This is a genomic window from Streptomyces sp. CRN 30, assembly GCF_034105845.1.
In genome coordinates, this window is the sequence record NZ_JAVRHI010000154.1 from 1 (window position 1) to 24,103 (window position 24,103).

A 24,103-nucleotide genomic window follows, 5' to 3' on the forward strand; every position below is an offset into this window, starting at 1 on the left:
GCGCGGGCGGGCGCAGCTGGAGGCGGAGGTGCTCGCCGCGGTCGGGCGGGCCGACGGCGCCGTGCAGGGGGTGACGGCGGCGCGCGGGGTGCGGCGGCGGGAGCTGTTCCGTACGGCGGCCGCCGACATCGTCGCGTCCTACGGCACGGAGACGCAGCCGGTCGTCGCCGATCCCGGAGCGCTGGTGGAGCGGGTGGGCGCGGCGGTGTCCGACCTGACGGCGGCGACGCTGGCGGGGACGCTCAGGGCCGTGGTGCGGGAGGGGTGGGGCGATGAGCTGCCCACCCGGTTCGCCGTCATCGGGATGGGGCGGTTCGGGGGGCACGAGCTGGGTTACGGCTCCGATGCCGATGTTCTCTTCGTGCACGAGGCGCGGGACGGGGTCGGGGAGCGGGAGGCCGGGGAGGCCGCGAACCGGGTCGTCGCCGAGATGCGGCGGCTGCTTCAGGTGCCGAGCGCCGATCCGCCGCTTCTCGTGGACGCGGATCTGCGGCCGGAAGGGAAGTCCGGGCCGCTGGTACGGACGTTCAAGTCGTACGAGGCGTACTACCGGCGGTGGTCGCTCGGGTGGGAGTCGCAGGCTCTGCTGCGGGCGGAGTTCGTGGCGGGGGACGAGGAGCTGGGGCGGCGGTTCCTGGAACTGGTCGATCCGCTGCGGTACCCGGCGGCCGGGCTGGGGGACGACGCGGTGCGGGAGATCCGGCGGCTGAAGGCGCGGATGGAGTCGGAGCGGCTGCCTCGCGGGGCCGACCCGAAGCTCCATGTGAAACTCGGGCCGGGCGGGCTGTCGGACGTGGAGTGGACCGTGCAGTTGGCGCAGTTGCGGCACGGGCACGAGGTCGCGGGTCTGCGGACCACGCGGACGCGGGAGGCGCTGGCGGCGGCGCTCGGGGCGGAGCTGGTCTCCGAGGAGGAGGCCGCGATCCTGGACGAGGCGTGGGTGCTGGCGACGCGTGTGCGGAACGCGGTGATGCTGGTGCGGGGGCGGGCCGGCGACACGTTCCCGAGCGAGAGCCGGGAGCTGGCGGCGGTGGGCCGCTACCTGGGCTTCGGCGACGGGCACGCGGGCGACATGCTGGACGCGTACCGGCGGACCGCGCGGCGGGCGCGCGGGGTGGTGGAGGACCGGTTCTACGGCGACTGACGCCGGGTTCGCACGCACGGTGGGTGAGTGGGTGGGTCGGGGGCGCGGGGGTGTGGCGAGGTCGTCGCGGGTCGGGCGGGCATCGTCGGCCTGTGGGGCGCCCCCCGTTGCGACCAGCTAAGCGACGACCTGCGCCACACCCCCGCACCCCCTTCCGCCGTCGAGCGCCCGCGGGACAGTGCCCCGAAGGGGCGCGGGGAACTGCGCGACCAGCCACGACGCACCCGCGGACGAACTGCGTCACCCTCCGACGGTACGGTCGGGCACGACCGGCTCACGCGGCAGCGCGTACGGTGTCCTCCCGTGCCAGACGGACGCGACCACGTAGCCGAACGCCAGGCACAGCACGCCGCCCACCGCGTCCAGCCAGAAGTGGTTGGCCGTCGCCACGATGACCACCAGCGTGGCGGCTGGATAAAGCAACCCCAGTAGACGTGCCCACGGCACGGAGGCCAGCGCCCAGATCGTCACCCCGCACCACACCGACCACCCGATGTGCATCGACGGCATCGCCGCGTACTGGTTGGACATGTTCTTCAGGTCGCCGGACGCCATCGAGCCCCACGTCTCGTGGACCATCACCGTGTCGATGAAGCCGCCGTTCGTCATCAGGCGGGGCGGTGCGAGGGGGTACAGGTAGTAGCCGGCCAGGGCCACGCCCGTGGTGGCGAAGAGGACGAGACGGGTCGCCGCGTAGCGGCCGGGATGGCTGCGGTAGAGCCAGACGAGGACGCCCAGCGTCACCACGAAGTGCAGCGTGGCGTAGTAGTAGTTCATGCCGACGATCAGCCAAGTCACGGAATCCACCGCGTGGTTGACCGACTTCTCGACGGCGACGCCGAGATCCTGCTCCAACTGCCAGATCCAGTCCGCGTTGCGCAGTGCCTGCCCGCGCTGCTCCGGTACCGCGTTGCGGACCAGCGAGTACGTCCAGTAACTGACCGCGATGAGGAGGATCTCGAACCACAGCCGGGGGCGGCGGGGGGTGCGCAGACGGCGCAGGAGACCCGGCCGGGGCGGTGCCGTGACGAGGTGCGGAGCGGCGTCCTCGCGGCCCTCCGTCGTCGTCACGGTCGTGTCACCCATAGGACAAGAGTCTGCCAGAAAAGCCCTTGTCGCCCGGTCATCCCCCCGTCGGGTTCTGGACGCACGTTCTAAGCCTTGAGGAGGACTCAGGGGCGCTTGCGGTCTCCGGGTGCGGAGGCCGTCGAGCCGCGTACGACCAGCTCCGGCATGAAGACGAACTCGCTGTGCGGGGCAGGGGTGCCGCCGATCTCCTCCAGGAGCGTGCGCACCGCGGCCTGGCCCATCGCCGGGACCGGTTTGCGGATCGTGGTGAGGGGCGGGTCGGTGAAAGCGATCAGCGGGGAGTCGTCGAAGCCGACGACGGAGATGTCCTTCGGGACGTCGAGGCCGCGCTGGCGGGCCGCGCGTATCGCGCCGAGCGCCATCATGTCGCTGGCGCAGACCACCGCCGTGCACTTCCGCTCGATGAGCGCGAGGGCCGCGGCCTGGCCGCCCTCCAGGGTGTAGAGGGAGTGCTGGACCAGGTCGGACTCGGCGGTGGCGGCCGGGAGCCCCAGTTGCTCCTGTACGGCCTTGGCGAACCCCTCGATCTTGCGCTGCACCGGCACGAAGCGCTTCGGGCCGACGGCCAGGCCGATGCGGCTGTGGCCGAGGGAGGCGAGGTGGGTGACGGCCAGGCTCATCGCGGCGCGGTCGTCGGGGGAGATGAAGGGTGCCTGGACCTTGGGGGAGAAGCCGTCGACCAGGACGAAGGGGACGCCCTGGGCGCGCAGTCGCTCATAGCGCTGCATGTCGGCCGTGGTGTCGGCGTGCAGCCCCGAGACGTAGATGATGCCGGCGACACCGCGGTCGACCAGCATCTCGGTGAGTTCGTCCTCGGTGGAGCCGCCGGGGGTCTGGGTGGCGAGGACCGGGGTGTACCCCTGGCGGGTCAGCGCCTGCCCGATGACCTGGGCGAGCGCCGGAAAGATCGGGTTCTCCAGCTCCGGGGTGATCAGGCCCACCAGGCCCTCGCTGCGCTGGCGTAGGCGTACCGGACGCTCGTAGCCGAGGACGTCCAGCGCGGCCAGTACGGACTGGCGGGTGGTGGCCGCGACGCCCGGCTTCCCGTTCAGGACGCGGCTGACGGTTGCTTCGCTCACGCCCGCCTGGGCAGCGATGTCGGCAAGGCGTGTGGTCACAGGGGTGGACTGTACCCGCCTGATCCGGGCCCTGGAACGGCCCGTTGCGGGCTGCTGCGTCATGGTGGTCCCCCGTGTCGTGGTCGACGCTGAAACGTTCGGCAAGTACTTGCAGAGTCTTGCACAAGTGGTCGAAGAGCTGGTGTGGAGCCGGAAAGTCCCGGTCGATAGTGGTCTCACGGTGGTGGAGAGCCGGTCACGGGGCGGTAACTGTCCGCGCGTCTTGCACTTTTTTTCTGCAAGGTCTTTCGAAACGCTTTCATCGCTGTTACGTTCTCGTCGCCCGGCGGCCGCGATGGCGCAGTCGGCAAGTCGACAGGAGCGGCGGACGGGACCGCCCCTGCGCTTACGGGCTTTCACCCTCAAGGAGAACTCATGCGGCGTGGCATAGCGGCCACCGCGCTGGTGGCGTCCCTCGCCCTCGCGGCGACGGCCTGCGGCGGGAGCGACAGCGGCGACTCGGCCGACGGGCCGGTGACCATCACCTACTGGGACACCTCCAACGCGACCAATGAGGCGCCGGCGTACAAGGCCCTGGTCAAGGAGTTCGAGGCGGCCAACAAGGACATCAAGGTCAACTTCGTCAACGTCCCCTTCGACCAGGCGCAGAACAAGTTCGACACCGCCGCCGGCAGCAAGGGCGCCCCCGACGTGCTGCGCGCCGAGGTCGGCTGGACGCCCGCCTTCGCCAAGAAGGGCTTCTTCCTGCCGCTGGACGGCACCGAGGCCCTCGCCGACGAGGACAAGTTCGAGAGCAACCTGATCGAGCAGGCGAAGTACGAGGGCAAGACCTACGGCGTTCCGCTGGTCACCGACACTCTTGCTCTCGTCTACAACAAGGAGCTGTTCGAGAAGGCCGGCGTCGAGGCGCCCAAGACCTGGGACGACCTGAAGAAGGCCGCCGCCACGATCAAGGCGAAGACCGGCGTCGACGGCTACCTCGGCTCCACCGCCGGCTACTACAGCATGCCGTTCCTCTTCGGTGAGGGCACCGACACGGTCGACGCCGAGGGGAAGAAGATCACCATCGCCTCCGCGGAGGCCAAGAAGGCCTACAGCACCTGGCTCGGGCTGTTCGACGGCAAGGGGCTCGGCAAGGCCGACACCACCGCCGACGCCTACGCCCACAAGCAGGACGCCTTCGTCAACGGCAAGGTCGCCTCGATCATCGAGGGCCCCTGGGAGATCACGAACTTCTACAAGGGTTCGGCCTTCAAGGACAAGGAGAACCTGGGGATCGTCACCGTTCCGGCCGGGTCGACCGGTGAGGCGGGGGCTCCCACCGGCGGCCACAACCTGTCGGTCTACGCGGGCTCGGACGAGGCGCACCAGAAGGCCGCGCTGAAGCTGGTGAACTTCATGACCTCCGCGAAGTCGCAGGAGGCCGTCGCCCTGAAGAACTCCACGCTGCCCACCCGCGAGGACGCCTACACCGACGAGGTCAAGGCCGACCCGGGCATCGCCGGCTACCAGACGGTTCTCTCCGCCGCCCAGCCGCGACCCGAGCTGCCCGAGTACAGCTCCCTGTGGACGCCGCTCGACGACGAGCTGCCGCTGATGGCCAGCGGCAAGAAGTCCCTGGACGAGGGGCTGAGCGACGCCGAGACGTCGTTCGCCAAGCTGGTGCCCGACTTCAGCAAGTGAGCCCGCGCGGCCGCCGGACCCGCCCCGGGGGGAGCGGGCCCGGCGGCCGGCGGCCCGTGCGCCGAAACCCTTGCTCCACAGGATGATCCACAGGATTCCGAGAAGGTTGTCGAACCATGACAGTCACCATCGACCGCGCCACCGGCAAGCGCCGCGGTGACCGCGCCCCGCGGCCCGGTCCGGGCACGCGGCTGAAGCAGAGCTTCCAGAGGCACTGGTACGCCTACGCCATGATCGCCCCGGTCGTCGTCGTGCTCGGCGTCCTGGTCCTGTATCCGCTGGCCTACGGCTTCTACCTCACGCTCACCGACGCCGACAGCCTCAACTCGGCGCGGACCATCGGTGTCAACGAGATCGAGGCGACGTACAAGTTCGTCGGTCTCGACAACTACGCCGACATCCTGTGGGGTGACACGGCCTACGACCGGTTCTGGTCGCACTTCATCTGGACGATCGTCTGGACGGCCGCCTGCGTCACCCTGCACTACACCATCGGCCTGGGCCTCGCGCTGCTGCTCAACCAGAAGATGCGCGGCCGCACCTTCTACCGGCTGATCCTGATCCTGCCGTGGGCCGTGCCGACCTTCGTCACCGTCTTCGGCTGGCGGTTCATGCTCGCCGACTCCGGCATCATCAACTCCGCGCTCGAAGCGCTGCACCTGCCGACGCCGCTGTGGCTGGAGGACACCTTCTGGCAGCGGTTCGCCGCGATCATGGTGAACACCTGGTGCGGTGTGCCGTTCATGATGATCTCGCTCCTCGGCGGACTCCAGTCCATCGACACCTCGCTCTACGAGGCCGCCGAGATGGACGGCGCGAACGCCTGGCAGCGCTTCCGGTACGTGACCCTGCCCGGTCTGCGGTCGGTCAGCTCCACCGTCGTGCTGCTCGGCATCATCTGGACGTTCAACCAGTTCGCCGTCATCTTCCTGCTGTTCGGCAACACCGCGCCGGACGCGCAGATCCTGGTCACCTGGGCCTACCAGCTCGGCTTCGGACAGCAGCCGCGCGAGTTCGCGCAGTCCGCCGCCTACGGCATCCTGCTGCTGGCCGTCCTGATCGTCTTCACCTCGTTCTACCGCCGCTGGCTGAACCGCGATGAGCAGCAGCCGGCGATCTGAGGCAGGAGCCCCCATGAGCACAACCACCGCCACCCAGGCGACCGCCCCGGCGGACGGGGAGCCCTCCGTGACCGCCGCGCCCCGCAAGGTCCGGGGGCGCGGGCAGAGCGGCCCCGGCGCCGTCCTCGCCCGGCACGCCGTCCTGACCGTCGCGAGCCTGATCGCCCTGTTCCCCGTCGCCTGGCTGGTCTTCCTCTCCCTCGGCCCGGACAAGGACGACTATCTGCACCCCGGTGAGATCTGGGGGAAGATGACGTTCGAGAACTACTCGTTCGTCCTGTCGGAGACCAACTTCTGGCAGTGGCTGCAGAGTTCGCTGATCGTCTCGCTCGGTACGACCGTCATCGGCGTCCTCGTCGCGGCCACCACCGGGTACGCCGTCTCCCGGATGCGCTTCCCCGGCTTCCGGAAGTTCATGTGGGTGCTGCTGCTGACGCAGATGTTCCCCATCGCCGTCCTCATCGTGCCGATGTACCAGATCCTGTCCAGCCTTCAGCTGATCGACAGCTACCTCGGCCTGATCCTCGTCTACTGCTCCACGGCCGTCCCGTACTGCGCGTGGCTGCTGAAGGGGTACTTCGACACCATCCCGTTCGAGATCGACGAGGCGGGACGGGTCGACGGACTCTCCCCGTTCGGCACGTTCTTCCGGCTGATCCTGCCGCTGGCCCGGCCGGGCCTCGCGGTCGCCGGCTTCTACAGCTTCATCACGGCCTTCGGCGAGGTCGCCTTCGCGTCGACGTTCATGCTGTCCGACACGAAGTACACCTTCGCCGTCGGTCTGCAGAGCTTCGTCAGCGAGCACGACGCGCAGCGCAACCTGATGGCCGCCACCGCCGTGCTGATCGCCATCCCGGTGTCCGCTTTCTTCTACCTTGTGCAGAAGAACCTGGTGACCGGACTCACCGCCGGCGGCACGAAGGGCTGAGCCCGCCCCGCGGGCTCCCGCTACGGGTGGCGGTCGCGGTGGCCATCCGACCCCGCTCCACCGTGACCGCCTCCTTCGCCCCCCGACCCACGCCTCCCCGTATCCGTCACGCCTCAAGGACGACATGAGCCAGCAGCACTCCGCAGCCCAGACCCCGACGACCCGCACCGCCTCGGCCGTCGCCACCGTCACCCGGCGCCGCGACTGGTGGCGGGACGCGGTCATCTACCAGGTGTACCCGCGCAGCTTCGCCGACAGCAACGGCGACGGCATGGGCGACCTCGAAGGCATCCGCACCCGTCTGCCCTACCTCCGCGACCTCGGCGTGGACGCGGTGTGGCTCAGCCCTTTCTACGCCTCCCCGCAGGCCGACGCGGGCTACGACGTCGCCGACTACCGCGCCGTCGACCCGATGTTCGGCACGCTCCTCGACGCCGACGCGCTGATCCGCGACGCCCACGGCCTGGGCCTGCGCATCATCGTCGACCTGGTCCCCAACCACTCCAGCGACCAGTACGAGTGGTTCAAGCGCGCCCTCGCCGAGGGCCCCGGCTCCCCGGCCCGGGACCGCTACCACTTCCGTCCCGGCAAGGGCGAGAACGGCGAACTCCCGCCCAACGACTGGGAGTCCATCTTCGGCGGCCCGGCGTGGACGCGGGTCACCGAGCCCGACGGCACCCCCGGCGAGTGGTACCTGCACCTCTTCGCGCCCGAGCAGCCGGACTTCAACTGGGAGCACCCGGCGGTCGGCGACGAGTTCCGCTCGATCCTCCGCTTCTGGCTGGACATGGGCGTCGACGGCTTCCGCATCGACGTCGCCCACGGCATGGTGAAGGCGGCGGGCCTCCCGGACCTGGGAGACCATGATCAGCTCAAGCTCCTGGGCAACGATGTCATGCCGTTCTTCGACCAGGACGGCGTGCACGACATCTACCGCCAGTGGCGGCTGATCCTCGACGAGTACAGCGGCGAGCGGATTTTCGTCGCCGAGGCGTGGACCCCGACCGTCGAGCGCACCGCGAACTACGTCCGCCCCGACGAACTCCACCAGGCGTTCAACTTCCAGTACCTGGGCACCCACTGGGACGCCGAGGAACTGCGCGGCGTCATCGACCGCACCCTGGAGGCGATGCGCCCCGTCGGCGCCCCCTCCACCTGGGTCCTCTCCAACCACGACGTGACCCGCCACACCACCCGCTTCGCCAACCCGCCCGGCCTCGGTACGCAGATCCGCCTGGCCGGCGACCGTGAACTGGGCCTGAAGCGCGCCCGCGCGGCCACCCTCCTCATGCTGGCCCTCCCCGGCTCGGCCTACGTCTACCAGGGCGAGGAACTGGGCCTCCCGGACGTGGTGGACCTCCCCGACGAGGTACGCCAGGACCCGGCGTACTTCCGCGGCGCCGGCCAGGACGGCTTCCGCGACGGCTGCCGGGTGCCGATCCCGTGGACCCGCACGGGCTCCTCGTACGGCTTCGGCGACGGCGGCAGCTGGCTGCCGCAGCCGGAGAACTGGGGCGAGCTGAGCGTCGAGGCGCAGACCGGCGTGCCCGGCTCCACCCTGGAGCTGTACCGCACGGCCCTCTCCCTCCGCCGCGAACAGCCCGACCTCGGCGCGGGCGACGCGGTGGAGTGGCTCCGGGCGCCGGAAGGTGTTCTGGCCTTCCGCCGCGGTGAGTTCGTCTGCGTCGCGAACACGACGAGCGAGTCGGTGACGGTCCCCGTGCACGGGCGGGTGCTGCTCGCCAGCGGCGAGGTGACCGAGGCCGACGGCGAGGCGAAGGTGCCGGGCGACACGACGGTGTGGTGGACGACGGCCTGACCGTCCCGGAGCCCCGAGGGCCCGCCGCTCCCGTGCCGGGGGCGGCGGGCCCTCCGCCAGTTGAGCAGGCCGAGGCGCTGCCGCCCGACGAGTCCCTGGCCCTGATCCGCACCGCGATGGAGGAGTTCGGCACATGCGCCTCCGGGAGAGCAAGCGGGCCGACGGGCCGGTGCTGCTGCTCGGCCCCGCCGCCTGGTCCGCGTTCGTGCGGCGCGTGAGCGGTCGGTTCACCGGGGTTTGACCGCCCGTACCACCGCCGAGTGCATCCCGTCGGCCACCGAGTGGGCGGGGGTGACCGACACGTCCGTGAACCCCGCTGCGCGGAGACCCTCGCGGTACTCCGCGAAGGACAGCGCCCCGGCGACGCAGCCGACGTGGTCCCCGCGCTCCGCCCGGTCGGCCGGGGTGAGGGCGTCGTCCGCGACCACGTCGGAGACGCCGAGGCGGCCACCGGGACGGAGGACACGGAACGCCTCCGCGAAGACGGCCCGCTTGTCGGTGGACAGGTTGATCACGCAGTTGGAGATGACGACGTCGATCGTCCCGGCGGGCAGCGGGACCGCCTCGATCGTGCCCTTGAGGAACTCGGCGTTCGTGACGCCGGCCGTGCGCTGGTTGGCCAGGGCGAGGGCCAGCATCTCGTCGGTCATGTCGAGGCCGTACGCCTTGCCGGTGGGGCCGACCCGGCGGGCGGAGAGCAGGACGTCGATGCCGCCGCCGGAGCCGAGGTCGAGGACGCGGTCGCCCTCGCGCAGGTCGGCGACGGCGGTGGGGTTGCCGCAGCCGAGCGAGGCGGCGACGGCCTCGACGGGCAGTTCGTCGCGTTCGCCGTCCTGGTAGTGGGCGGCGCCGAAGCACGCGTCGGTCTCTCCGCAGCACGCGCTGCCGCCCTCGGTGACCTGTGTCGCGGCTGCGGCGTAGCGCCGGCGGACGGTCTCGCGCAGGTCGGTGGACTCTTGGGTCATGGCCCGACTCCTCGTTGTATTGATGCTCTTCGATTCAAGCTTGCGCGCTGAATCGAAGGGTGTCAATATAGAAGGGTGTCGAAACAGGAACTGGAAGTGCTCGGTCAGGACGGCGACGGCTGCTGCCCCACGCTGCTGAGCGCGCCGATGGACGAGGACCACGCCGTCGAACTCGCCAAGGTCTTCAAGGCCCTCGGCGACCCGGTGCGGATCAGGCTGCTGTCGATGATCGCCTCCCGCGACGGCGGGGAGATCTGCGTCTGCGACCTCACCCCGGCCTTCGACCTGTCGCAGCCGACCATCTCCCACCATCTGAAGCTGCTCAGGCAGGCCGGGCTGATCGAGTCCGAGCGGCGGGGGACCTGGGTGTACTACCGGCTGCTGCCCGCCACGACCGACCGGCTCGCGGCCCTCCTCACCCGCCCCGGCGCCCCGGCCGCGCCGTGAGGGGGACGGCGACCGCCGAGGGAGGGGTGTCGGCGCGGCTGTCGTTCCTCGACCGCTTCCTCGCCGTGTGGATGCTCGCCGCGATGGCCGCGGGGCTGGGCCTCGGCCGTCTCGTGCCGGGTCTGGGCGACGCGCTCGCGCGGGTCACCGTCACCGGCGTCTCGCTGCCGATCGCCCTCGGCCTGCTGGTGATGATGTACCCGGTCCTCGCCAAGGTCCGATACGACCGTCTCGGCACCGTCTCCCGTGACCGGCGCCTGCTCGTCCCGTCGCTGGTGCTCAACTGGGTCGTCGGCCCGGCCCTGATGTCCGCACTCGCCTGGCTCTTCCTGCCGGACCTGCCCGAGTACCGCACCGGTCTGATCATCGTCGGGCTCGCCCGCTGCATCGCCATGGTCGTCATCTGGAACGATCTGGCCTGCGGCGACCGTGAGGCCGCCGCCGTCCTGGTGGCGCTCAACTCCGTCTTCCAGGTCGTCGCGTTCGCCGCGCTCGGCTGGTTCTACCTGGACACGCTGCCCGGCCTGCTCGGCCTGGAGCGGACCGCGCTGGACGTCTCCGTGTGGGAGATCGCCCGCTCCGTGCTGGTCTTCCTCGGCATCCCGCTGCTGGCCGGGTACCTCACCCGCCGCCTGGGCGAGCGGGTCAAGGGGCGTACCTGGTACGAGACCGAACTCGTCCCGCGTATCGGCCCGTTCGCCCTGTACGGGCTGCTCTTCACGATCGTGGTGCTGTTCGCCCTCCAGGGCGACGCCGTCACCTCCCGCCCTCTCGACGTCGCCCGGATCGCCCTGCCGCTGCTGGTCTACTTCGCGCTGATGTGGGCCGGGTCGATGGCTGTCGGCCGCGCGGTCGGCCTCGACCACCCGAGGGCGACGACCCTCGCCTTCACGGCGGCGGGCAACAACTTCGAACTCGCCATCGCCGTCGCGATCGCCACCTTCGGGGCGGCCTCCGGTCAGGCCCTCGCCGGTGTCGTCGGCCCCCTCATCGAGGTCCCCGTCCTCATCGGCCTGGTCCACGTCGCCCTCGCCGCCCGCCGGTACTTCCCGCGGGGCGCGGTCCTGGAAGGTGCCTCCCGTGTCTGACCTCCGGCCGGAGAAGCCGTCCGTCCTCTTCGTCCGTCCGCCCGATCAGGGACGAGATCGAGCGCCGCGTCCGCGCCCTCCTGGCGGACCTGCTGTCCTGGCCGAAAGACCTGCCGAAGGAGACCTCGGAGAAAGAACCCGCGCCGACGTCTCCCCAGACGATGATCGAACCTTTAACATCTGCGTCACCGCAAGTTTTCAGAAAGCTTGCAGCAAGAGCCTTCAGCGTAGAAGGGCCCCCACATGGCACGCAGAACCCGCACCCGTCTCCTTCTTTCCGGCGCCCTCGCCGCCGCCTCCTTGGCTGTCATGACCCCGACATCGGTGCAGGCCGCGCCCCCCGGCACCAAGGACGTCACCGCCGTCCTCTTCGAGTGGAGCTTCGCCTCCGTCGCCAAGGAGTGCACCAACACCCTCGGCCCCGCCGGCTACGGCTACGTCCAGGTCTCCCCGCCCGCCGAGCACATACAGGGCTCCCAGTGGTGGACCTCGTACCAGCCCGTCAGCTACAAGATCGCCGGACGGCTCGGTGACCGCGCCGCCTTCCAGAACATGGTCAACACCTGTCACGCCGCAGGTGTGAAGGTCGTCGCCGACGCGGTCGTCAACCACATGTCGGCGGGGAGCGGCACCGGCACCGGCGGGTCCAGCTACACCAAGTACAACTACCCGGGGCTGTACTCCTCGTACGACTTCGACGACTGCACCGCGCAGATCAGCAACTACGGCGACCGCGCCAACGTGCAGAACTGCGAACTCGTCGGCCTCGCCGACCTCGACACCGGTGAGAGCTACGTGCGCGGCGCCATCGCCGGGTACCTCAACGACCTGCTGTCGCTGGGTGTCGACGGTTTCCGGATCGACGCCGCCAAGCACATGCCCGCCGCCGACCTCGCCAACATCAAGTCGCGGCTCAGCAACCCGTCGGTGTACTGGAAGCAGGAGGTCATCTACGGGGCCGGTGAGGCCGTCCAGCCCACCGAGTACACCGGCAACGGGGACGTGCAGGAGTTCCGGTACGCCTACGACCTCAAGCGGGTGTTCAACAACGAGAACCTCGCCTACCTGAAGAACTACGGGGAGGGCTGGGGGTACATGAGCAGCGGCGTCTCCGGCGTCTTCGTCGACAACCACGACACCGAGCGCAACGGCTCCACCCTCAGCTACAAGGACAACGCCAACTACACCCTCGCCAACGTCTTCATGCTGGCCTGGCCCTACGGCGCCCCCGACGTCAACTCCGGGTACGAGTGGTCCAGCACCGACGCCGGGCCGCCCAACGGCGGGACCGTCAACGCCTGCTGGCAGGACGGCTGGAAGTGCCAGCACGCCTGGCCCGAGATCAAGTCGATGGTCGCCTTCCGCAACGCCGTCCGCGGCGAGTCCGTCACCAACTGGTGGGACAACGGGGGCGACGCCATCGCGTTCGGGCGGGGGAGCAAGGGATTCGTCGCCATCAACCACGAGACCGGATCACTGTCCCGCACCTATCAGACGTCCCTCGCGGCGGGCACGTACTGCAACGTCCAGAACAACACCACGGTGACCGTCAACGGCTCCGGCCAGTTCACGGCCACCCTCGGCGCCAACACCGCGCTCGCGCTGTACGCCGGGAAGTCCAGCTGCTGACCTGACCTGACCTGACCGGCGCGGCAAGGGTCGTGAAAAGCCTTTCCGTTACTTTCACGACCCTTGCTGTAACTCTTGCGTCGGCGTTACCGTCTCGCCGGGGTCGGACCCAATGAGCCGCTCATCGCAAGGAGTTCCCACCGGTGATACCGAGACGCCCGGTGCCCGTGAGGCGCCGAACCAGCCGTGCGCGAAGCGCCCCGAGGGTCGCGGCCGTCACCGTCGCCGCCCTCGCGGCGGCGCTGGTCCAGCCCCTCGCCGCGCAGGCCGCGAGCCCGCCCCCGCCACCGTCGGACGCCGAGCTGGCGAAGGCGGAGACCCGCCACGACCTCACCCGCGAACAGTTCTACTTCGTCCTGCCGGACCGTTTCGCAGGCGGTGACACCGGCAACGACAAGGGCGGCCTGACCGGCTCCCGCCTCAGCACCGGGTACGACCCCACCGACAAGGGCTTCTACCAGGGCGGCGACCTCAAGGGCCTGACGAAGAAGCTCGACTACATCAAGGAGCTGGGCACCACCTCCATCTGGATGGCGCCCATCTTCAAGAACCGCCCCGTGCAGGGGACGGGGGAGAACGCCTCCGCCGGCTACCACGGGTACTGGATCACCGACTTCACCCAGGTCGACCCGCACTTCGGCACCAACAAGGACCTGGAGACCCTCATCTCCAAGGCCCACGCCAAGGGCATGAAGGTCTTCTTCGACGTCATCACCAACCACACCGCCGACGTCGTCGACTACGAGGAGAAGTCCTACGGGTATCTCTCCAAGGGCGCGTTCCCGTACCTGACGGAGGACGGCGAGCCCTTCGACGACACCGTCGATGCCGAAGCCGCCGTCGACACCGACTCCTTCCCGTACACCCCCCAGGTCACCAGCAGCGACGCCAAGGTCCCCGCCTGGCTCAACGACCCCACCCTGTACCACAACCGGGGCGACTCCACCTGGGCCGGCGAATCCGCCACCTACGGCGACTTCAACGGCCTGGACGACCTGTGGACCGAGCGTCCCGAGGTCGTCGAGGGGATGGAGAAGATCTACCAGCGGTGGGTGCGGGACTTCGACATCGACGGCTTCCGGATCGACACCGTGAAACACGTCGACATGGCGTTCTGGACCCAGTGGGCGACCGCGCTGGACGCCTACGCCGCCAAGCAGGGCCGCGACGACTTCTTCATGTTCGGTGAGGTGTACTCCGCCGACACCGACATCACCGCGCCCTACGTCACCGAGGGCCGCCTCGACTCCACCCTCGACTTCCCCTTCCAGGACGCGGCCCGCGCCTACGCCTCCCAGGGCGGCAGCGCCGAGAAGCTCTCCGCCGTCTTCGCCGACGACTACAAGTACACGACCGACAAGGCCAACGCCTACGAACAGGTCACCTTCCTCGGCAACCACGACATGGGCCGCATCGGGTCCTTCCTGAAGCAGGACGACCCCGACGCCACCGACGCCGAACTGGTGAAGAAGGCGAAGCTCGCCAACGAGCTGATGTTCCTCAACCGGGGCAACCCCGTCGTCTACTACGGCGACGAACAGGGCTTCACCGGCGCCGGCGGCGACAAGGACGCCCGCCAGTCGATGTTCGCCTCGAAGACCGCCGACTACCTCGACGACGACCAGCTCGGCACCGACCGCACCCACGCCGAGGACGCCTACGACACGAGCGCGCCCCTGTACCGGCAGATCAGCGCCCTCGCCAAGCTCCGCAAGGCCCACCTCGCCCTCGCCGACGGCGTCCAGACCGAGCGGTACGCCGCCGACGGCCCCGGCGTCTACGCCGTCTCCCGCACCGATGCCACCACCGGCACCGAGTACGTCGTCGCCTTCAACAACGCCGACAAGGCCCAGACCGCCACCTTCGCCACCGGCTCGCGGAACATGACGTTCAAGGGCCTGTACGGCACCGACGCCACCGCACGTTCCGGCGCCGACGCGAAGATCACCGTCACCGTGCCGGCCGGGGCGTCCGTCGTCCTGAAGGCCACCGGCAGGCTCGCCGCGCCCGCCACGAAGCCGTCCGTCACCCTCACCGCGCCCGACCCGGGCGCCACCGGCACCGTCACGCTGACCGCCGACGTCGACGGCGGACAGCTCAACCGCGTCGTCTTCGCCGCCCAGACCGGCAACGGCAAGTGGCGCACCCTCGGCTCCGCCGACCACGCCCCGTACAAGGTCACCGACACCATCGACGAGGACACCCCCGCCGGCACCGCCCTGCGGTACAAGGCCGTCGTCGTCGACTCCAAGGGCCGTACCGGGAGTGCCACCGCCGCCTCCACGACCGGTACCCCGCCGGTCCCGGAGACCCCCACCGCCACCTCCCGCGACTACGCGATCGTCCACTACAAGCGGGATGACGGCGACTACGACGACTGGTCCCTCTACGCCTGGGGCGACCTCGCCGACGGCGAGGCGACCACCTGGCCGGCCGGCCACGCCTTCACCGGCCGGGACGCCTACGGCGCCTTCGCCTGGGTCAAGCTGAAGCCCGGCGCGTCACAGGTCTCCTTCCTCGTCGTGGACAAGGACGGGAACAAGGACGTCTCCGCCGACCGCGCCATCGACGTCACGGAGACGGGCGAGGTGTGGATCGAGCAGGGTGAGGAGACGGTCACCACCGAGCGGCCCGAGTACCCCGCCCAGGACACCACGAAGGCCGTCCTGCACTACCACCGCGCCGACGGCGCCTACGACGGCTGGGGACTGCACGTCTGGTCGGGTGCCGCCGAGCCCACCGACTGGTCGAAGCCCCTGGAGCCGGTGGAGACTGACGCCTATGGCGTCACCTTCGAGGTACCGCTCACCGACGGGGCCACCTCCCTCAGCTACATCCTGCACAGGGGCGACGAGAAGGACCTCCCCACCGACCAGGCCCTCGACCTCACGGTGGCGGACGGCCACGAGGTGTGGCTGGTGAGCGGCGAGGAGAAGCACCTGCTGCCGCAGCCCGCCGGATCGGCCGCCGCCGTCGACCTCACCAAGTCCGAGGCCGTCTGGATCGACCGGAACACCGTCGCCTTCAACGGCTCCGACGCCGCCGCCTCCACCCAGCTGCGCTACTCCGCCACCGGCTCCATCAAGGCCGAGGACGGGGTGCTCAGCAGCACCGACGAGCGGTGGCTGCGACTGACGAAGACGTCCCTCACCGACGCGCAGAAGGCGAAGTACCCGCACCTGAAGGAGTACACCGCCTACTCCGTCGACCCGCGCGACCGCGACCGGGTGCGGGAGGCGCTGCGGGGGCAGCTGGTCGCCTCGCAGCTGGCGTCCAGTGGTGCCGTGCTCGCCGCCACCGGCGTCCAGATCGCCGGAGCCCTCGACGACCTCTACCCCGAGGCCACCGACGCCGACCTCGGCCCGGTCTTCGACCGCAAGGGCCGGCCGACCCTCTCCGTCTGGGCGCCCACCGCGCAGAACGTCGCCCTGGAGCTGGACGGGAAGACCAAGGCCATGCGCCGCGACGACGCGACCGGGGTGTGGTCGGTCACCGGCTCCAAGTCCTGGAAGAACCAGCCCTACCGCTACAGCGTGAAGGTGTGGGCGCCCGACGCCGGTGAGGTCGTCACCAACAAGGTCACCGACCCCTACTCCGTCGCCCTCACCACCGACTCCGAGCGCAGCCTCGTCGTCGACCTCGGTGACAAGTCCCTCGCGCCGAGCGGCTGGTCCGCCTACACCAAACCCGACGCCGTGCCGCTGCGCGACGCCCAGATCCAGGAACTGCACGTCCGCGACTTCTCCGTCGAGGACAGGACGGCCGACCACCCCGGCACCTACCTCGCCTTCACCGACAAGGACAGCGACGGGTCGAAGCACCTGCGGGAACTCGCGGAAGCCGGTACGTCGTACGTGCACCTGCTGCCCGCGTTCGACATCGCCACCATCCCCGAGAAGAAGTCCGAACAGGCCGGCGTCGGCTGCGACCTCGCCTCCTACCCCGCCGACTCCGCCGAGCAGCAGAAGTGCGTGGCCGAGACCGCCGCGAAGGACGCCTACAACTGGGGGTACGACCCGTACCACTACACGGTCCCCGAGGGCTCCTACGCCACCGACCCGGACGGCACCGCCCGCACCGTCGAGTTCCGGAAGATGGTCAAGGCGCTCAACGACGACGGCCTCCGGGTCGTCATGGACGTCGTCTACAACCACACCGCCGCGAGCGGCCAGGCGGAGACCAGCGTCCTCGACCGGATCGTGCCCGGTTACTACCAGCGGCTCCTCGCCGACGGCTCGGTGGCCAACAGCACCTGCTGCGCCAACACCGCCACCGAGAACGCCATGATGGGCAAGCTCGTCGTCGACTCGATCGTCACCTGGGCCAAGGAGTACAAGGTCGACGGCTTCCGCTTCGACCTCATGGGCCACCACCCGAAGGAGAACATCCTCGCGGTCAGGAAGGCCCTGGACGCCCTGACCGTCGAGAAGGACGGCGTCGACGGCAAGTCGGTCATCCTGTACGGGGAGGGCTGGAACTTCGGCGAGGTCGCCGACGACGCCCGCTTCGAGCAGGCCACGCAGGCCAACATGGCCGGCACCGGCATCGCCACCTTCTCCGACCGGGCCCGTGACGCCGTGCGCGGTGGCGGCCCCTTCGACGAGGACCCCGGCGTGCAGGGCTTCGCCTCCGGTCTCTACACCGACCCCAACGGCTCCGAGAACAACGGGACGGCCGCCGAACAGAAGGCCCGGCTGCTGCACTACCAGGATCTGATCAAGGTCGGGCTCACCGGCAACCTCGCCGACTACACCTTCACCGACTCCAGCGGCAAGGAGGTCAAGGGGTCGGAGGTCGACTACAACGGCGCACCCGCCGGATACGCCGCCGCACCCGGCGACGCCCTCGCCTACGCCGACGCCCACGACAACGAGTCGCTGTTCGACGCGCTGACGTACAAGCTGCCCGCGGACACCTCCGCCGACGACCGGGCCCGTATGCAGGTCCTCGCCATGGCGACCGCCGCCCTCTCCCAGGGACCGGCGCTCTCCCAGGCCGGCACCGACCTGCTGCGCTCCAAGTCGCTGGACCGCAACTCCTACGACAGCGGCGACTGGTTCAACGCCGTCCACTGGGCCTGCGAGGACGGCAACGGCTTCGGGCGCGGCCTGCCGATGGCCGCCGACAACGAGGACAAGTGGCCGTATGCCGCACCGCTGCTGAACTCCGTACAGGTCGGCTGCCCGCAGATCACCGGGGCGTCGGCCGCCTACCAGGACCTGCTGAGGATCCGTACCGGCGAGGACGCGTTCTCCCTCGCCACCGCGGACCGGGTGCGGGCGGCGGTGTCGTTCCCGCTCTCCGGCAAGGACGAGACACCCGGCGTGATCACCATGCGCGCCGGTGACCTCGTCGTCGTCTTCAACGCCACCCCCGGGGAGAAGAAGCAGACGGTGTCCGGCGCCGCGGGCACCGGCTACCGGCTGCACCCCGTGCAGGCCGCGGGCTCCGACGCGGTCGTGAAGGACGCGGCCTACGCCGAGGGGTCGGGCACCTTCACCGTGCCCGCCCGCACGGTGGCCGTCTTCACCCGCGCGGGCTGACGGACCCTGCGGCTAGGGTGCTCCTGTCCCGGGACCCCAGAACAGGAGCACCCATGCCGCAGATCACCGTCGACTACTCCGAGCAGCTCGCGGAGGACTTCGACCGGCCGGGGTTCGCCAAGGCCCTGCACACCGCCGTCGTCGAGATCGCGGCGGCCAAGCCCCCGGCCTGCAAGACGCAGTTCCGCCGCACCGAGGACACCACGGTCGGCCCGGACGGCACGGGGCACGCCGTCGTGCACGTCACGCTGGGCCTGCTCGCCGGCCGCACCGAGGAGACCAAGGCCACGCTCACCGAGGCCGTCCTCGACCTGCTGCGCCGGTACGTGAAGCCGGGCGACGGCCTCGCCGTGCACGCCTCCGCCGAGGTACGCGACCTGGACCCCTCGTACCGCAAGTACGACGCCTAGCCGGCCGTCTCCACGAGCGCCACGAGCCGGCCGACCAGGTCCCCGAAGGGGCCGTCGGCCGGCTCGCCCGCGAGGACCCGGCGCAGCAGCGCGCCCATCTCCTCGTCGTAGGCCGCGCTGACGACGAGCAGCGCCGCGAAGTCGTGGACGAGCTGCGCCTCCAGTTCGGCGCGCGGAACGCGGCGGCCGTCCAGCCAGAGCAGTGCCGTCGACTCGGCGAGCGAGATCCAGGAACGGACGACCAGTTCGAGCCGCGCGGGCGGCTCGGACACCTCGAGGTGCGCCAGGATCTGGACGTACGCGGCCTGCCGCACCGAGTCGATGAGCGCGTTGGTCTTCGATGAGCCGACCGCCGGGCCCCCGCGCATCAGCGCCGAGAAACCCGGCCCGTGCTCGTCGACGAAGTCGAGGAAGCGGCCCATCACCCGCAGCAGCCGCGCCCCCAGCGGACCCTCGCGCGGCTCGTCGAACCGGTCCGCGAGATCCCCCGCCGCACGCTGCAACGCGGCCTCGTACAAGCTGTGTTTGCCGGGAAAGTAGTGGTAGACGAGCGGACGGGAGATGCCCGCCGCCGTCGCTATCTCGTCGATGGACACCTCGTCGGGCGAGCGGCTGCTGAAGAGTTCGAGGGCGACCCCGATCAGCTGCTGCCGCCGCTCCTCGACGCCCATCCTGCGGCGTACCCCGGTAGTCATACGAACACCTTACCGATCGGATCCGGCCCTCGAACGAACCGGACCGGGCACAGGTGTTCACATGTCCAGGACCAGCCGTTCCCCTCGCGCCCGCGAGACGCAGATCAGCATCGAGTCGCCGCGCTCCGCGTCGGTCAGCAGCTCGTCCCGGTGGTCGATCGCGCCCTCCAGCACCCGCTGCTGGCAGGTCCCGCACCAGCCCTGCTCACAGGAGTACGGGGTGCGCGGCAGCTCCTCGCGGACGGCGGCCAGGACCGAGGTGTCCGGACCGACGGTGAGGACGTGGCCGCTGCGCCGCAGCTCGACCTCGAACTCCCCGTCGCCGCCCGGCGACACACGCGGCGCGAACCGCTCCAGGTGCGGAGCGGCACCCTCCGGCATCCGCTCCGCCACCGCCGCCATCATCGGTTCGGGGCCGCAGCAGTAGACGGCCGTGTCCGCGGACGAGGTGCCGAGGAAGGTGTCGAGGTCGGGCAGGCCCTGCTCGTCCTCCGCGACCACGGTGACCCGGGTGCCGTCCGGGTCCAGCTTCGCCAGTTCCTCCAGGAACGGCATCGAGCCGCGCGACCGCCCGCCGTACAGCAGCCGCCACTCGGTCCCCTCGGGCAACGCCCGCACCATCGGCAGCAGCGGGGTGATGCCGATCCCGCCCGCGACGAAGACGTACGACGGGGCGTCGGCCAGCGGGAAACGGTTGCGGGGGCCGCGGACCCTGACCTCCGTGCCCTCCAGCACCTGTTCGTGCACCTCGCGCGAGCCACCGCGGCCGTCCTCGACCAGCCGGGCCGCGACCGTGTACGAGGAGGTGTCCTCGGGGTCGCCGCAGAGCGAGTACTGCCGGACCAGGCCCGAGGGGAGCACCAGGTCGAGGTGGGCGCCCGGCTCCCAGCGCGGCAGGCCGTGCCCCTCCAGGCGCAGCAGGACCACGCCGTCGGCGATCCGCTCGTGCGCGGTGACCAGCAGGGACAGCTCGCCGGTGGGGGCCGTCCCGCGCACCGGCCGCGTGCCGGGCGTACTCCGGGTCCGGCGGCGCAGCGCCCGCCCGGCGAGCAGGGCCGCGCCGGCAGCGGCCACGACCGTCAACGTCATCCGCTTGTTGGACATGGCGTCAATGTACTGACGGGTAGCCACACGGGGAACCCCTGTGACGGCACTTGTTGACGTGAGTGTCAGCAAGCCGGTGCGGTGCGGGGCGTTGAGTAAACGGGTGCGGTGCGGGGCACTCAGTGCAGCCCGCGCACCGTCCGTCCGTCCTTCAGCTTCGCCGTCAGCTCCGCCCGCGCTTCCTGCCCGGCCTTCGTCGCGAGGGTGGGGCCGTCGGCCTCGGCGTCGATGCCGCCCGCCGCCCGGATCGACTCCGTCCCCTCGGCGCCCGCGGCCAGCAGGTACCAGCCGTCCTTCGCGGACTTCCACAACACCGCGGCCAGCACCGCCGGATCGCGCTCACCGCACGCCGCCACGTCCACGGCCTTCCCCGCCACCGACCCGTACGGCACGCCCGGCGCGCGGAACTGCGCCAGCACCCGCGTCCCCGTGCCCCGCCAGGTCTCCGCCCGCGTGCACACCCACGCCGCCTCGCCGCCACCGCCGGGCAGCGGCTGCCCGGCGAACCGCCAGGCGTTCACCGACCGCACGCCCTGCCCGCGCACCGCTTCCAGCGAGCAGGCGTACGGGGCCCAGTCCCGCCGTTGTCCGGCACCGGACACCTCACCGGCCGCGCCGGGCCGCCCGGTGGTGAGGCGGGCCGGGATCAGTTCGCCGAGGTCGCTCAGGAGCCGGGTGGCGGAGCCGTCGGCCAGCTCCAGCGTGGTCCATCCGGCGCAGTTCCCCGGACGCGCGACCGGGCTGGGCAGCGGCGCGGTCACCCCGTCGGCCAGCTCCAGCTTCCGCGCCGCGGACTCCGGGTCCGCGAGGTCGCGTACGGCGGCCTCGGTCACCCAAGGGGCGGTCAGATACCGCACGTTGCCGTCCGTGCGGCCGAGGACGACCGCGCTCGCGTCGGTCCGGCCCGCGCCGTCGGCCCGCGCGAAGTCCAGGGCCGCCCCGGCCGTGCCGTCCTCCGGCTCGGCGTACCGGACGACGCGCAGACCGTCGGTGAGGATCACCACGCGCGCGGCGTCGACCGTGCCCGCGTAGAGAAGCTGCGGCGGTCCGGGCGGGCCGCCGGTCTGGGTGCCCGGGGTCGCCGACACCCGCACGGTCCCGCCGGGACGGGCCCACACGGCGAGGGCACGGCGCAGCAGCTCCCGGTCGCCGGTGAGGGGGCCGCGGGCCGGCCACACGGAGAAGTCGGTGCGCGCGGCGGTCCGCCAGGCGGCGGGGGGAACCTTCGTCAGCCGGGCGGGGTCGAGGGCCGCCCGCGCGGAGGCGTTCTCCGCGTACGGCGGCGCGGCGGCGCCGTACGGCTCCGGGTCGGCGCCGCCGGGCAGGACGAGCAGCGTCCCGCACACCGCGAGGGTCGCCCCGGCCGCCAGCGCGACCCGCAGCCGCTGCCGCCGCCGCACCAGATCCGTGGGCCGCACCTGGAGCGAGCACGGGTCGAACTCCGGGGAGGCCAGCAGCGCGTACCGGGCGGGCACGGAACCGGCCTCGGCGAGCGCCGCCGCCACGTCCGCGACGCCCGAGGCGGCGAGGAGCTGCCGGACCTCGTCCTCGGACAGCCCTTCCAGGCCGCGCAGCGCGTACACCGCGCGGGCCGGACCGGAGAGCGTCGCCAACGCCCGGTCCAGGCTGAGTTCGTCGGCGCCGCCGGGCCGCGGGAAGACCCGTACGCCCCAGACCCGAGGGAGCGGCGGCGGGAACTGGGCGCGCTTCGGCCACGCCCGGCGCAGCAGCGGCAGCCCCGCCTCCAGCGCCGCCCGGACCACCCGCAGACGGACGAGGGCGTACCCGGCCCCGCCCGGACGGCCGGAGGGGGTGCTGGGTCCGGGTGGACCGGCTGGGCTGCCAGGTCCGGACAGACCGGTGGGGCTGGTGGTGCCGGTGAGGCCAGATTGACCGGCGGAGCCGCTGGTCCGCACCGGGACCGTGGGTGCCGCGAGTGTTGTGGGTGCCGCAGGGGCCGCGAGTGTCGCGGGCGTCGGGGTGCTGCGGCCCCGGGGCAGCGCGCGCTGGACGAGGGCGTGCGCGGTCAGGACGCGCCGGGTGCGGCCCATGCCGGGCGGCAGCACCAGGTAGGCGAGCCGGGCCAGCCGGGGATAGTGCTCGACGAGCGCGGCCTCGGCCTGGTCGAGGCCGATGACGCGACCCTCGTCGGCCGGTGCGGGGGGCGGGGCGACATCCTGTGGCTGCACGAACGGCAGAACGAGTGAAAAGGCCGATGGTCACCCCGGGTCGGCGGAGGTCAGCCGCCGGGTTCGACCAGCCCCCGCGCGTACGCGGCCATCGAGCGCCGGTAGCGCGGCAGATGCGGCGCGAGCGCCCCGAGAACCAGGGCGAGGCCCTCGCGCTCGCGGCCGAGGGAGGCCAGGCACAGCGCGAGCGTGGCGCGCACGGCGTCGTCCAACTCGTCGGACGGCGCGTCCAGTTCCGGCGTCAGCAGGGCGACGCCCTCCTCCGCCCGGCCGGTGTTCCGCAGCGAACTGGCGAGCTGGATCCTGGCCCGGCGGCCCTGGTAGCCGCTGACCCCGCTCAGGCCGCCGGCCAGCGCCCGCCGGTACAGCGGCACGGCCCGCTCCGAGTGGCCGGTGGAGTCCCAGGCGCAGGCCCGCTCGAACAGGGCCTGCGGGCTGTCCTCGGGCAGTTCGCCGGCGAGCGCGTCGATCACGGCCCGGAACGCCGCCCCGTCCTGCTCCGGGTCCGCCTCGAACCCGGCCCACGCGGCGGCGACCCGCTCTGCCCAGTCCTCGTCGTCCTTGTCCCCGATCACGCGGCCCACTCTCGCACGGTCCGTCCCGACCCGGCTCCCGGATTTCCCTGAGCACTTCGCGCCCCACGGCCGTACGGAAGGGGAGAGCCCCGGTGCGCGGGCTCCGCGGCATGTCGCCGCAACGGACCGGAGGAAGACACACATGAGGCTGACCCGACCGATGCTCGCGCCGCTGGGCGTGGCGGCGGTACTGGCCCTGGCGGGCTGCGCGTCCGGCACGGACGCCGAACAGGACGTGCCGCCCACGGCGACGGGGAGCCTTGAGCACCTGGCCGCCGAGGCGGCCTGCGAACCCGACCTCCAGACCGACGCCGACGAGATCCGCCAGGCCATCTGCGAGAAGGGCGACGAACGGTGGATCCTCGCCACCTTCGCCACCGACCGCGGCCAGCGCGAGTGGATCGACACCGCCAAGGACTACGGCGGTTACTACCTCGTCGGCCGCAAGTGGATCGCCGTCGGCCACGAGGATGTCGTGGCCGATCTGCGCACGACCCTCGGCGGCACCCTGGAACAGGGCACGGACCACAGCGCCGGCCACGCCGGCCACCACGCGGGCTGACACAGCGGGAACAACGAAAAGGGCCGGTGACGG

General features: G+C 71.2%; 18 protein-coding genes and 1 pseudogene. 12 read left to right on the forward strand and 7 right to left on the reverse strand.

All coding sequences use genetic code 11. From position 1 onward, the window contains the following. Positions 1–1,144 (forward strand): annotated as a pseudogene (locus UW392_RS14595) (bifunctional glutamine-synthetase adenylyltransferase/deadenyltransferase); the annotation flags it as partial. Positions 1,145–1,384: 240 nt separating this feature from the next. Here the strand turns inward: UW392_RS14595 and UW392_RS14600 are convergent. Together UW392_RS14600 and UW392_RS14605 are read right to left on the reverse strand one after the other, a co-directional pair. Further along, positions 1,385–2,230 (reverse strand): phosphatase PAP2 family protein, encoded by an 846-nt coding sequence (locus UW392_RS14600; protein WP_320775401.1) that lies wholly within the window; start codon positions 2,228–2,230, stop codon positions 1,385–1,387. 86 nt (positions 2,231–2,316) lie between these two features. Further along, positions 2,317–3,351, reverse strand: coding sequence for a LacI family DNA-binding transcriptional regulator (locus tag UW392_RS14605; RefSeq protein WP_320775402.1), 1,035 nt, complete (start codon positions 3,349–3,351; stop codon positions 2,317–2,319). A gap of 375 nt (positions 3,352–3,726) precedes the next feature. Between UW392_RS14605 and UW392_RS14610 the strand changes: the two genes are divergently transcribed. The 5 genes from UW392_RS14610 (at position 3,727) to UW392_RS14630 (ending at position 9,104) form a co-directional block, all read left to right on the forward strand. Continuing rightward, positions 3,727–4,995, forward strand: coding sequence for an extracellular solute-binding protein (locus tag UW392_RS14610; protein ID WP_320775403.1), 1,269 nt, complete (start codon positions 3,727–3,729; stop codon positions 4,993–4,995). A gap of 116 nt (positions 4,996–5,111) precedes the next feature. Continuing rightward, entirely contained in the window at positions 5,112–6,116 is a 1,005-nt protein-coding gene (locus UW392_RS14615; protein ID WP_320775404.1) for a sugar ABC transporter permease, read from the forward strand. A gap of 13 nt (positions 6,117–6,129) precedes the next feature. Continuing rightward, a complete protein-coding gene (locus UW392_RS14620) occupies positions 6,130–7,044 on the forward strand; it encodes a sugar ABC transporter permease (protein ID WP_320775405.1) in 915 nt (304 codons plus the stop codon). A 124-nt stretch (positions 7,045–7,168) separates the two neighbouring features. Continuing rightward, positions 7,169–8,863 carry a glycoside hydrolase family 13 protein gene (locus UW392_RS14625; protein WP_320775406.1) on the forward strand — a complete coding sequence of 565 codons (1,695 nt, stop codon included), beginning with the start codon at positions 7,169–7,171 and terminating at the stop codon, positions 8,861–8,863. A 133-nt stretch (positions 8,864–8,996) separates the two neighbouring features. After that, positions 8,997–9,104, forward strand: coding sequence for a DUF397 domain-containing protein (locus UW392_RS14630; protein ID WP_320775407.1), 108 nt, complete (start codon positions 8,997–8,999; stop codon positions 9,102–9,104). Here UW392_RS14630 and arsM read toward each other — a convergent pair. Continuing rightward, entirely contained in the window at positions 9,091–9,828 is a 738-nt protein-coding gene (gene arsM / locus UW392_RS14635; RefSeq protein ID WP_320775408.1) for an arsenite methyltransferase, read from the reverse strand. The genes UW392_RS14630 and arsM overlap by 14 nt on opposite strands. Positions 9,829–9,903: 75 nt before the next feature. Between arsM and UW392_RS14640 the strand changes: the two genes are divergently transcribed. From UW392_RS14640 to UW392_RS14660, 5 genes are all read left to right on the forward strand, one after another. Then, positions 9,904–10,275: a metalloregulator ArsR/SmtB family transcription factor gene (locus tag UW392_RS14640; protein ID WP_320775409.1), complete on the forward strand. Its 372-nt coding sequence runs from the start codon at positions 9,904–9,906 to the stop codon at positions 10,273–10,275. 71 nt (positions 10,276–10,346) lie between these two features. Then, complete coding sequence (arsB, locus tag UW392_RS14645) at positions 10,347–11,363, forward strand: ACR3 family arsenite efflux transporter (protein ID WP_414496139.1); 1,017 nt, start codon at positions 10,347–10,349, stop codon at positions 11,361–11,363. Between the two features lie 243 nt (positions 11,364–11,606). Continuing rightward, positions 11,607–12,992 carry an alpha-amylase family protein gene (locus UW392_RS14650; RefSeq protein ID WP_320775411.1) on the forward strand — a complete coding sequence of 462 codons (1,386 nt, stop codon included), beginning with the start codon at positions 11,607–11,609 and terminating at the stop codon, positions 12,990–12,992. A gap of 143 nt (positions 12,993–13,135) precedes the next feature. After that, entirely contained in the window at positions 13,136–18,535 is a 5,400-nt protein-coding gene (gene pulA / locus UW392_RS14655) for a pullulanase-type alpha-1,6-glucosidase (RefSeq protein ID WP_320775412.1), read from the forward strand. Between the two features lie 53 nt (positions 18,536–18,588). Beyond that, the gene (locus tag UW392_RS14660; protein ID WP_320775413.1) at positions 18,589–18,945 is read left to right on the forward strand and encodes a 5-carboxymethyl-2-hydroxymuconate Delta-isomerase; all 357 of its coding nucleotides are present in this window, start codon (positions 18,589–18,591) and stop codon (positions 18,943–18,945) included. On the opposite strand, the gene UW392_RS14665 is transcribed toward UW392_RS14660, so the two are convergent. The 4 genes from UW392_RS14665 to UW392_RS14680 form a co-directional block, all read right to left on the reverse strand. After that, positions 18,942–19,640: a TetR/AcrR family transcriptional regulator gene (locus tag UW392_RS14665; protein ID WP_320775414.1), complete on the reverse strand. Its 699-nt coding sequence runs from the start codon at positions 19,638–19,640 to the stop codon at positions 18,942–18,944. The genes UW392_RS14660 and UW392_RS14665 overlap by 4 nt on opposite strands. A gap of 57 nt (positions 19,641–19,697) precedes the next feature. Continuing rightward, entirely contained in the window at positions 19,698–20,744 is a 1,047-nt protein-coding gene (locus UW392_RS14670; protein ID WP_320775415.1) for a PDR/VanB family oxidoreductase, read from the reverse strand. A 119-nt stretch (positions 20,745–20,863) separates the two neighbouring features. Continuing rightward, the gene (locus tag UW392_RS14675; protein WP_320775416.1) at positions 20,864–22,933 is read right to left on the reverse strand and encodes a hypothetical protein; all 2,070 of its coding nucleotides are present in this window, start codon (positions 22,931–22,933) and stop codon (positions 20,864–20,866) included. A 50-nt stretch (positions 22,934–22,983) separates the two neighbouring features. Then, the gene (locus UW392_RS14680) at positions 22,984–23,508 is read right to left on the reverse strand and encodes a tetratricopeptide repeat protein (protein WP_320775417.1); all 525 of its coding nucleotides are present in this window, start codon (positions 23,506–23,508) and stop codon (positions 22,984–22,986) included. Positions 23,509–23,650: 142 nt separating this feature from the next. Here UW392_RS14680 and UW392_RS14685 point away from each other — a divergent pair, with 142 nt between their 5' ends. Beyond that, positions 23,651–24,070 carry a hypothetical protein gene (locus UW392_RS14685; protein WP_320775418.1) on the forward strand — a complete coding sequence of 140 codons (420 nt, stop codon included), beginning with the start codon at positions 23,651–23,653 and terminating at the stop codon, positions 24,068–24,070. Positions 24,071–24,103 lie beyond the last annotated feature (33 nt).

Coding starts and splice junctions, on each gene's coding strand:
- UW392_RS14600 (WP_320775401.1), bottom strand. CDS start 2,230: ATGGGTGACACGACCGTGACGACGACGGAGGGCCGCGAGGACGCCGCT.
- UW392_RS14610 (WP_320775403.1), top strand. CDS start 3,727: ATGCGGCGTGGCATAGCGGCCACCGCGCTGGTGGCGTCCCTCGCCCTC.
- UW392_RS14615 (WP_320775404.1), top strand. CDS start 5,112: ATGACAGTCACCATCGACCGCGCCACCGGCAAGCGCCGCGGTGACCGC.
- UW392_RS14620 (WP_320775405.1), top strand. CDS start 6,130: ATGAGCACAACCACCGCCACCCAGGCGACCGCCCCGGCGGACGGGGAG.
- UW392_RS14625 (WP_320775406.1), top strand. CDS start 7,169: ATGAGCCAGCAGCACTCCGCAGCCCAGACCCCGACGACCCGCACCGCC.
- UW392_RS14630 (WP_320775407.1), top strand. CDS start 8,997: ATGCGCCTCCGGGAGAGCAAGCGGGCCGACGGGCCGGTGCTGCTGCTC.
- arsM (WP_320775408.1), bottom strand. CDS start 9,828: ATGACCCAAGAGTCCACCGACCTGCGCGAGACCGTCCGCCGGCGCTAC.
- arsB (WP_414496139.1), top strand. CDS start 10,347: ATGCTCGCCGCGATGGCCGCGGGGCTGGGCCTCGGCCGTCTCGTGCCG.
- UW392_RS14650 (WP_320775411.1), top strand. CDS start 11,607: ATGGCACGCAGAACCCGCACCCGTCTCCTTCTTTCCGGCGCCCTCGCC.
- UW392_RS14660 (WP_320775413.1), top strand. CDS start 18,589: ATGCCGCAGATCACCGTCGACTACTCCGAGCAGCTCGCGGAGGACTTC.
- UW392_RS14665 (WP_320775414.1), bottom strand. CDS start 19,640: ATGACTACCGGGGTACGCCGCAGGATGGGCGTCGAGGAGCGGCGGCAG.
- UW392_RS14670 (WP_320775415.1), bottom strand. CDS start 20,744: ATGTCCAACAAGCGGATGACGTTGACGGTCGTGGCCGCTGCCGGCGCG.
- UW392_RS14685 (WP_320775418.1), top strand. CDS start 23,651: ATGAGGCTGACCCGACCGATGCTCGCGCCGCTGGGCGTGGCGGCGGTA.